Genomic DNA, 320 nt, shown 5'->3' on the forward strand with positions numbered 1-320 from the left:
CAGGAAATCAAGCACCGCGTCACCACCCCTACCGACCCGCAAAGCGGCCAACCGTCCGGCCAGCGTGTGCATAAGCCGTTCGTCTTCACCTGCGCGCTGAACAAGGCTATCCCGCTGCTGTACCAGGCCCTGGCTACCGGCGAAACCCTGAGCAAGGTGGAAACCCAGTGGTTCCGCACTTCGGTCGAGGGCAAGCAGGAACACTTCTTCACCACCCTGCTCGAAGACGCCACCATCGTCGACATCAACACCGTGCTGCCGCACGCCCAGGACACCAGCAAGTCCGGCTACACCCAGCTGATCGAGGTCAGCATGGCCTA

At 62.2% G+C, this 320-nt stretch carries 1 protein-coding gene; it reads left to right on the forward strand.

Annotation, left to right across the window (positions count from 1 at the left end; all coding sequences use genetic code 11):
• On the forward strand, positions 1 to 320 hold a 320-nt coding region (gene tssD, locus ACF8GB_RS06690; protein WP_392475146.1), incomplete at both ends, for a type VI secretion system tube protein TssD.

It is taken from the genome of Pseudomonas sp. xss_4 (assembly GCF_043104125.1).
GTDB lineage: Bacteria > Pseudomonadota > Gammaproteobacteria > Pseudomonadales > Pseudomonadaceae > Aquipseudomonas > Aquipseudomonas parafulva_B.